This window comes from Trichocoleus sp. AS-A1, assembly GCF_039962015.1.
In the GTDB taxonomy this organism is placed as follows: domain Bacteria; phylum Cyanobacteriota; class Cyanobacteriia; order Cyanobacteriales; family FACHB-T130; genus FACHB-T130.
Map to the genome: position 1 here is coordinate 1 of NZ_JAMPKG010000073.1, position 9,445 is coordinate 9,445.

Genomic DNA, 9,445 nt, shown 5'->3' on the forward strand with positions numbered 1-9,445 from the left:
GTTATTCCAAATCCCAAGAAATGCTGAGACATTCAATCCGCTTGTTACTTCACTACTTGAGATTTGGAGATGTCCCGATTCCTGCTTGATTCCTCCCACTATTCAGCAACGCCTCCACGAGGAACTTGACGTAGAACACGCACGAGAACTGTTGACTTTGGCAGAACCCAGCTGGGAGGAGCCACGCAACCGCGCTCATGTTGCTCAAGGGCTGGTGCTGGGTGCCCACTACTTATGGGCTTTGTACGAATAGTAAGCTACGGTAAGAGCGATCGCTACATCACAGAGTACAGCGATCGCTCTTATCTTCCGACCTGTGCATTCTCAATACAGGTTCTTAACTGTTCGGTGAGAACCTGGACATGGGGTTTCTTGAGCATGGTTAGGTGATTGCCAGGAATGTTATAAATTTCCACTCCTCCTCCAGCTAGCTCGCCCCAACCCATACTTGGATCTTGATTCGCAGCGATATTTTGTTCGCTATTTTTCAAAAGAGTAATTTTGCTAGGATAGACTTGCGGCACATAGCTAAGCGCTGCTTGACTATTCGCTTGAAAAACCCTAAGTATCGATTTACTTCTTAATTCTTTTAATATTCGTTTTTTAGATTCTTTAGAGATTAGCTTGCTTTGGGGCTTGTCGGTAGCGGCTATAAGATAAAAATAATCCATAAAATAAGGCCATATATGTCGCGCTACTGTGTTCATCAGAAACTTTAAACCGTCCCCGAAGGAAGGTCTGTTTTTAGAAATTGGTGCGGAAGTATCTATCACAGCCAGTAGAGCTACTTTATGCCCAGTTTTTTGCAATTGTTGAGCCATCTCAAAAGCAACCAAGCCTCCAAAAGACCAACCTCCTAAAAAATAAGGGCCATTCGGCTGCACTGCACGTAAGGCATCAATATAATAAGCCGCTATATCCTCAATACGAGTTAATGGGGATTGTTCTCCGTCCATACCCAGAGGTTGTAGCCCATAAAAGGGTTGTTCTGTCCCCAAATGATATGCGACTTCATAATAAGGAAAGATTACTCCTAAAATGGGATGAACGCAAAAGAAAGGTGGATTTTGACCTTTAGGCTGAATTGCAACTAAGGGCGACCAATACGGAGAATCAATTTCGGGAGATAGCGCCCTTGCTAGACCTTCAATGGTTGGATTTAAGAACAGGGTAGACAGCGGTAATTCGCGCTCAAATTGCTTGCGTATCTGCTCTATGAGGGTGATACTCAGCAGCGAATTTCCCCCTAAATCGAAGAAGTTATCGTAAATACTGACACGCTCGATGTTAAGAACTTTAACCCAGATTTTGGCGAGGACTGACTCAGTAGGATTACGAGGTTCAATGTAAGCCTTATCTAGGGTTTGGCTAGTTGAATTATCGGGTTCGGGTAAGTTCCGACGATCGACTTTGCCATTAGGTGTTAAAGGCAGAGCTTCTATCATGACAAAAGCTGAAGGAACCATGTATTCTGGCAACTTCTTCCTTAGGAAATCACGGAGTTCAATGATTGTAGGAGTAAAATTTTGGGCTGGCACAATATAAGCGATTAAACGCTTATCACCAGATATCTCTGTAGCAATTACCACCGTTTCTCTGACTGTCGGATGCTGAGTCAGCAGTGCCTCAATCTCTCCTAATTCGATGCGGAAACCGCGAATTTTTACTTGGTCATCGAGGCGACCTAAAAATTCAATGTTGCCGTCTGGTCGATAACGAGCTAAATCGCCGGTTTTATAAAGACGATCCTCCCTACCCCCCTTTAAAAGGGGGGAGAAAAAAGAATTTTTTCGGGTTTCTTCTTCATTTTCTATTTTTGCCTTTTTGAAAGGATTAGGTATAAACCGTTCGGTAGTTAAATCAGGGCGATTTAGATATCCCTGCGCCAGTCCATCACCGCTGATGTACAATTCGCCAGTAATTCCGATGGGTACAGGCTGTAAATGGGCATCTAATATATAAATTTGAGTATTAGTAATTGGGCGACCAATGAAGGGTTTTTGGGTGTCACCGCTAATTTCTGCAATCGTAGCCCAAACAGTTGCTTCAGTTGGCCCATAAGCATTAAAAAATCTGCGATCAGAAGCCAATTTGTTTACAATATCTTTAGAACAAGATTCGCCTGCACAGATGATAGTTTGCAGCGCAGGAAGTTTTTCTGGGAATACTGCGAGTACAGTAGGCGGGAGCGTGGCGTGAGTAATCGCATTGTCGCGCAATAACTTGATTAAGGGTTGTCCAGGCAGAAGAGCTTCTTTTTTGGCTAAATAGAGAGTTGCTCCCGATCGCAATGCCATGACAATCTCGAAGATTGAGGCATCAAAACTTAAGGATGCAAATTGCAGGATGCGATCGCTTGGCTGTACCTTGAAAACTTCGCGCTGAGCTTCTGCTAAGTTAGATACTCCTCTGTGCTGCACTAAAACGCCTTTTGGTTTTCCAGTTGAACCAGAGGTGTAGATGACATAAGCTAGATTTTCAGATGTTACGTTGCTGGTTGGGTTGTGTTGGGGATGGTGAGCGATCGCATCCCAGTCCTTATCCAAATAAACGACAGACAAACCGTGTTGGCGATCGCCCCAACAGGTCTTCAACAGGGAGGATAGATGGGAATGAGTTAGCAAGATCGATACCTGAGCGTCCTGTAGCATGAAGCTAAGACGTTCTTGTGGATAGGTTGGATCTAAAGGCAGGTATGCTCCTCCGGCTTTGAGGATGCCTAACAGTCCTACAATCATCTCTAGGGAACGCTCTATACAGATGCCAACTAGAACGTCTGGAACTACCCCCAATTGTTGCAGGTGGTGTGCAAGTTGATTGGCTCTGATGTTGAGTTCGCGGTAGGTTAATTGCTGATTTTCAAAGATGAGCGCGTTCGCGAAGCGTGCGTTTAGCGCAATTGCATCCGGAGTCTGCTCTACTTGTGCCTCAAACAACTGATGAAAACACTGGTTTTGCGGGTAATCTCTTCTGGTATTATTCCAATCAATTAATAACTGTTGCCGTTCGGCTGCTGTTAATAAAGGCAACTCGCAAAGGCTTTGCTCTGGATTTGCGACGATACCTTCCAGCAGCGTTTGAAAATGCCCCAACATCCGGGTAATGGTAGCATCATCAAATAAATCGGTGCTGTAAATTACCTGTCCTTTGATAGCTTCCGGCGATTCCCACAGGTGAAACTCTAGGTCAAACTTGGCGCTGGGGTTGTCAAAATCTAGATGCGAAAGTGTTAGCCCAGGTAACTCTAGCGCCTCAATGGGTGTATTTTGCAGGCTAAATGCAACCTGAAATAATGGATGCTGGCTCAGGTTACGCTCTGGATGCAGTTCTTCTACTAGCTTCTCAAAGGGTAAGTCTTGATGGGCATAAGCGCCTAGCGCCACCTCCCGGACTCTGCTCAGCAATTCCAGAAATGTTGGATTACCTGATAAGTTGGTACGCAGCACCAGACTATTAACAAAAAAACCAATTAATCCTTCTATTTCGCGGCGGTTGCGGTTGGCAATGGGCGAACCGACAACAATATCTTCTTGCTGTGTATAGCGGTAAAGTAAGGTTTGAAATGCCGCCAAAAGGGTCATGAAGAGAGTAACGCCTTGGCGCTGCGAAAGTGCCTCTAGTTCCTCACTCAGGCTTTTCGGTAACTCTAGAAATTGCGTTGCGCCTTGATAGGTTGGAGCCGCTGGGCGAGGTTTGTCAGTGGGCAAGTTAAGTGAGGGAAGATTGTTCAGTTGCTGCTTCCAGTAGGCTAACTGAGTCTCTAAAACTTCACCCTGTAGCCATTCGCGCTGCCAGTCTGCAAAGTCTGCATATTGGATCGGTAGTTCTGGCAAAGGCGATCGCGTGTTGTTGGCAAAGGCTGCATACAGCGTTCCGAGTTCCCGAATTAGCACCCCGATCGACCAGCCATCGGAGACAATGTGATGCAGATTCAGCAAAAGTACGTGTTCTGAGGAGTCTAGCTGTAGCAGCATTACTCGCAGTAACAAGTCTTGAGATAAATCGAAAGAACGCGATCGCTCCTCAGTGGCTAGTCGTCGAGTTTCCGCTTCCCGTTCGGTTGCAGATAGATGCCGCAAATCTATAAGGGGCAAAGGTATGGTTAAGCTGGGAGCAATGACTTGAACGGGTTGCCCATCAAGCATCCTAAAAGTGGTACGCAAAGCTTCGTGGCGACGCACGATTTCGTTGAACGTCTCCTCCAGCGCCGAAGTGTTGAGCGAACCCGTCAGGCGAAGTGCAGTCGCTACATTGTAGAAAGTATTGCCAGGGAATAGCTGGTCGAGGAACCACAGCCGCTGCTGGGCAAAAGATGCCGGAAAGACAAAGACCTCCGCTTCTTGCTCAGTTACTTCTTGCTCAGTGTTGAGTGCTTTCTCATCAACCGTGAGGTCGTTGTCGGTAAAATTCTGAGTCATCCGCAGATTGTACCACTGGGCATAGTTGTTCGATTATGTTGCCCATTTCCCCGCTTTCTGGTCTTCACGGAGGCTGATTAGGCTGCGTCTATACCGCGCAAAGACGGTACAGAAGATTCATCAACTGTTCCCCATCTTCCAGGTAGGTCACGTACTCGCTTTCGCTTATCTTAACGTCCTTACCTTCCATATCTGAACCGTAGCGCTCAGCCATGACGACAATTGGCGTAGTGTTGAGCAGTTCCGCTCCCTGACATATACGCCGTCCCAGGTTAATAACCTCGTCTATCGGCATATCGAACTGGTTAATCAAAATCAGACTAGGGCGATCGCGCACACCACGCGCCAGGGCGATCGCGTCTTCTTCCTGTAGCGCCTCAATCACGTGGTAGCCCCAGATGGAAAGGTTATATTTCAGGAGCGGGCGTGTATCGTCATCTAGTTCAAATATCAGAATTGTCGGTAGCCTATCTTTTTTCTGGTTCATTTGTTGTCCTTTTGCTCCTCTTTAGACCGTTACTTGCAGACTGAGGAGAAGAGACCCTCTTCCAGCCTGACTTAATCTCTACGCAACCTGTACGCGATTGGATGAGGAGCAACGAAAGTGCTTCACTTTCTGCCGCACGAGTGAAGGTGAGAACGCTTTGATCAGCCATCTCTGTCCTTGGCTCCCAGCAAGCGATCGTATTCCTCTCTGAGAACCTGGAAACACTCGCACGCAGTCGCTTCCAGCCCCGCCTGATCCAGGATCTGGACGCGACCCCGGTTGTACCGAATGAGATCCCTCTCCTGAAGCTTTTGGGCGGCTTGGGTGACACCAGCGCGGCGCACGCCCAGCATGTGACCGAGGAACTCCTGGGTAAGCTTAAGGTCATCCGAATCAATGCGGTCTTGGGCTTCGAGCAGCCAGCGTGCTAAGCGTTGATCGAGAACATGGAGGCTGTTGCAGCCAGTGGTTTGCGATATCTGGGCAATCAGGGCTTGTGTGTAGCGCAGCAGTACGTCACGCAGCCCCTTATTGCGATCAAACTCCTCCAGCAGCACCCCTGCATCCACCTTGATCGCACTGCCCGCCATTTGTACGATGTATTCAGTCTGCGTGGTCTCCCTTCCGCCCATGAAGGCATTGACGCCGACCACTTCACGGTTGCCGACTAGACCCGCCTCAACCGTGGAGCCGTCAGTCATGGTGATGGTAATCGAGATCAGGCAATCGATGGGGAAATAGAGATCCTCGATAGCTTCACCAGGATGGTGGAGTATCTTGCCCTGTTCCAGCGAGACTCGCTTCAAGTTGGGAGCAAGCTTCTCGTATACCTCACGGGGTAGGACGCTAAGCAGTCGGTTTTCAGTAGTCATCTGGAAAAGTGTTAGAAGTCTTATATAAGTAATTAGACCTCTTGCAGGACTCTCATTGCAGCATCTGTACAAAAAAAAGTCCGTAACGATAACTTGAGTTCGGGTTAATTAGGCTCTGAAAGCGCAGAGACCGGAAAGTTTTCTAATCCATTTAGTTGAAGAACAGCAACCAGCAATGTGCAATCCTTGATTAGCCTAATCGCCAATCTTCATTCAGGATAGTTCTAAACGGCATCGGCATTCAGTACGGTTTCGTACTAATAAACCCGATGGATTGAGGAGATTTTTCTTAGCAATGATTGCAATCCGGCTTAAAAAGACAAAACAAAGATTTATAAGAATTTTGAAAGGTAAAAGATGGATAATTTTCGATAAATATTTATCATATTTTAGTCTGTGCAGCATTCAGCCTTTGTTTGTATAGACGCGAATTCATTCAGTTGCCAGGTAGTTTTTAAAAAATGGGATGTTCCTGCTCCGGATGGAATCAGTGAGATCGCCACCTTATTAAATCCACTACCCAGATTAAAGTGAGAGCGATCGCGCGCAGAGTGCTGCTCGTCCAACGTATCGCCTGCACGAGTTCCCCCTCCACTATGACAAATGTGGTGCGTAATGTTTCGGAGCGATCGCACTTTATCTCAAGTTGAGTTCAGTCAGGAGAGTGGAAGGACTCGCTCCACTGATAACCTGATTGAAAGCGCACTTCGCTTACATTATGAATTTAGAAGATCCCTCATCTAGAGCCTTACTAGCCTTCCTTGAATCGGAACTCTCTCAAAATCGCGCTCTCGGCGATTACCAAACGATGCTGAGAGCGCTATGGAATAAACGAGAAACTCCAACCTTATCTCAGATTCCAACCAAACTTCCACAGGGGTATCGAAGTCTTGCTGTACGGGAATACGTGCGCCAGAACTTCGGTGCTTTACTACCTTACTGGGGGCCGACTGCTATCCGGGGCGATCTAACCGAGAAGAAAGCCCATATTAGTACTTTTATTAGCCTTGTTAACGAGTTATCTAACAATGCTGCTGAAATCAATAGAGTATTCGAGCTAGCAGCAAAGATGGTGGCAGATCACATTAACGCCAAATCTCCCATTATCCAATTACCAATAGCTGGTAAACCACAACAGATATTGACCCAGTTGCTGGCTGTAAAAAGCAGAGGTAGAGTTCAACAGGGTCTTGTATATGCGCTCCTGAAAATTCTATACGAAGAAACTCCTAACATCACTGTGCGTACAAAAGCAGTATTCGCTGGCGACGCTCAAAGCGGACAAAGAGGTGATATTGATGTAAGTGAAAATAACGGCAAAATTCGGTCAGTATTCGAGGTTAAAGCTCAACAGCTTAATCTATCTATTTATGAAGATGTTGTCCGCACGCATACGGTTACTGGAGAGCGCAATTACCCAGTTTTTATCGTGGCTGAGAGCTTTCAAGCTCATTTGTTTAATGAGTACCAGGACGTGTTTATTATCAGGCTTAGAGATTTCTGCCTTACTATCCTAGCAGAGATTGTTTCTTCCAAAAATTTGTCCTCTGATGAGTCTATTCGTCGCGTTTTAGACGTTTACAACAGCGATTTCTGCGACCTCATTCAACAAGACCGAACGCTGCGAGTTGACTACTAAATGGCGCTTGATATCCGAACCAATCCAAGCAACAACAGGCACCGCAACCGCGTCCCCAAAAGCATAACGACCAACGCTTTGGTTCTCTGGAATCCAAAAGCTATCTTCAACTCCTTGAAGGCGTCCGTACTCCCGTGCAGTCATATATCGCATCTTAATTTGGTCAGGTGACACAACGATGAGGATTTGCCTACTGCTACCACCCGACCCAGTTCGCAAGCAACCAGAAATTCCATCATCTCGCGTCTCTAGGCAAACTAAACCTTTACGCATCCGACGATAAGCAGTCAAGTATACAGGTTCTCTAGTTGTTCTCGCTAATCGCTTTGCTTTCTCTAAGCGATGTTTGCTATTGTCTCTGATGTAGGACAACTCCCGTACCAAGGCACTATCGTTAAACCACTTCTGGTGGTCATTTGTATCTACTAAATCAGCTAGAACTGTTTTCCTCGTAGATAAGGGTGACAGTTTCAAAAAGTTCCAAAATAAATCTGAATTATTAATAATTAGCTTTTGCACAGCTAACGGACGGCAAGGATGCTGGAAATAAGTATTATTGTCTTTTATCACCTGAGTTCCTCTTATAGGTTCAGATGTGTTCAAACCGATAATGAAAACACGGGGGCGGCTTTGCGGTATGAAGTAAGCAGCATTAATAACTAGAACATCACATGAATAACCTAACTGATTAAGTGATGATAGAATTTCCCGGATATCCTTGCCGTTACGTGAGTTCAAAAGACCAGTAACGTTCTCAATTAGTACCGCCTGTGGTAGTCTTTTCTCAATAGCAAATTCATTGAGTATACGCATAAACTCAAAGAAGATGCCACTATGTTTCCCCCCTAGTCCCTGTCTATTACCAGCTAATGACAAATCTTGGCAAGGAAATGACGCTGTTACTAGCGTTACATCTGGAACGTTGTGGGCATGAAGATTAGCTATATCGTCAATCTGGAGTTGCTCATTACCGAAGTTTTTGGTGTAAATTTCACCTTTGGCTGGATCAATATCATTAGCAAAAACACACTCGAAGTTTACTTCTTCAAGTCCCTTCCGTACCAAACCTATACCTGCGAAAAACTCAGCAAATCGCAGAGGATTTTGATTAGCAACCAATTGCAACGTGTCAGTCACAATAAAAATTTATAATTATTTGTATTGCCTATTAATGTATCACAATCTTCTGATAGATAAGCTAATTTTTACTTACCTTGTTAAGAGAAGATAGATTGATACGACGCCTGTCACGAGAACTTAGTAATAAGATTGGGGCTTTACTTTGCTCATTGCTGTTATTAAAGCTTTCAACCAGTTTAAAAAGTTCAACAATCGCGCAACTCCACCACTTGCACCAGTATGATTAAGGCACTATCTCATGATTTCATTTCAAACCACTCGGTTCTGGCGAATGCACTCTGCATACCAATTGAAGCTGGCTTTGGGAATGCGTTGTTGCGTCTTGTAATCGATATAAGTAATTCCAAAGCGGCGACTATAACCGTAAGGCCACTCAAAGTTATCCATGAAACTCCAAAGGAAGTAACCTTTCAGGGGATAGCCTTCACGAACGGCTCGATGAGCCGCCTTCAAATACTGGCGTAAATACATAATGCGGTCTGTATCAATTACCTCGCCTTGAGCGTTCAGTTCGTCTTCGGCAGCACAACCATTCTCGGTAATGAACACGGGCAAATCTTGTCGCCCAAGCGTGTCACTAATATGGCGAATACCCCAATAAATGCTCTCAGGAACGATATGCAGCCAAGGCATATTCATTCGCGGGTAGCCTTTCGGGAAGTCAAGAAACTCGTAACCGTCTTTATTGTCAGCCGCACGAACATAAATGCCAGTGTAAATATTGATACCGAGTGCGTCGAGGGGCTGGTGAATGATTTCCAAATCGCCCGACTGAATATAGCGGTTCTCAGTTGGATGGCATACAGTAAGGGAGTAGCCCAGCCTGCCAGACAATCGCCGATCATGAAAGCCTACTCGCTTGACCTACGCCAAAAAGTGATTGATGCCT

The 9,445-nt window shown here is 45.7% G+C and carries 6 protein-coding genes and 2 pseudogenes; 2 read left to right on the forward strand and 6 right to left on the reverse strand.

Features of this window, described 5'->3' with window-relative positions; translation table 11 throughout:
- A pseudogene (locus tag NC994_RS27225) lies at positions 1-89 on the forward strand (IS1 family transposase); the annotation flags it as partial.
- A gap of 213 nt (positions 90-302) precedes the next feature.
- Here the strand turns inward: NC994_RS27225 and NC994_RS27230 are convergent.
- The 4 genes from NC994_RS27230 to NC994_RS27245 all read right to left on the reverse strand — a co-directional run bounded on the left by NC994_RS27230 (position 303) and on the right by NC994_RS27245 (position 6,412).
- On the reverse strand, positions 303-4,418 hold the full coding sequence (locus NC994_RS27230; RefSeq protein ID WP_190435807.1) for a non-ribosomal peptide synthetase: 4,116 nt from the start codon (positions 4,416-4,418) through the stop codon (positions 303-305).
- Between the two features lie 88 nt (positions 4,419-4,506).
- On the reverse strand, positions 4,507-4,905 hold the full coding sequence (locus NC994_RS27235) for a hypothetical protein (protein ID WP_190412279.1): 399 nt from the start codon (positions 4,903-4,905) through the stop codon (positions 4,507-4,509).
- A gap of 161 nt (positions 4,906-5,066) precedes the next feature.
- Entirely contained in the window at positions 5,067-5,849 is a 783-nt protein-coding gene (locus tag NC994_RS27240; RefSeq protein WP_199299624.1) for a Crp/Fnr family transcriptional regulator, read from the reverse strand.
- Positions 5,850-6,166: 317 nt separating this feature from the next.
- The gene (locus NC994_RS27245) at positions 6,167-6,412 is read right to left on the reverse strand and encodes a hypothetical protein (protein WP_190435811.1); all 246 of its coding nucleotides are present in this window, start codon (positions 6,410-6,412) and stop codon (positions 6,167-6,169) included.
- A gap of 83 nt (positions 6,413-6,495) precedes the next feature.
- Here NC994_RS27245 and NC994_RS27250 point away from each other — a divergent pair, with 83 nt between their 5' ends.
- Positions 6,496-7,416 carry a hypothetical protein gene (locus tag NC994_RS27250; protein ID WP_190428341.1) on the forward strand — a complete coding sequence of 307 codons (921 nt, stop codon included), beginning with the start codon at positions 6,496-6,498 and terminating at the stop codon, positions 7,414-7,416.
- Here NC994_RS27250 and dcm read toward each other — a convergent pair.
- A complete protein-coding gene (gene dcm / locus NC994_RS27255) occupies positions 7,348-8,553 on the reverse strand; it encodes a DNA (cytosine-5-)-methyltransferase (RefSeq protein ID WP_190435813.1) in 1,206 nt (401 codons plus the stop codon). The genes NC994_RS27250 and dcm overlap by 69 nt on opposite strands.
- A gap of 252 nt (positions 8,554-8,805) precedes the next feature.
- Positions 8,806-9,333, reverse strand: a pseudogene (locus NC994_RS27260) (family 1 glycosylhydrolase); the annotation flags it as partial.
- Between the last annotated feature and the right edge of the window lie 112 nt (positions 9,334-9,445).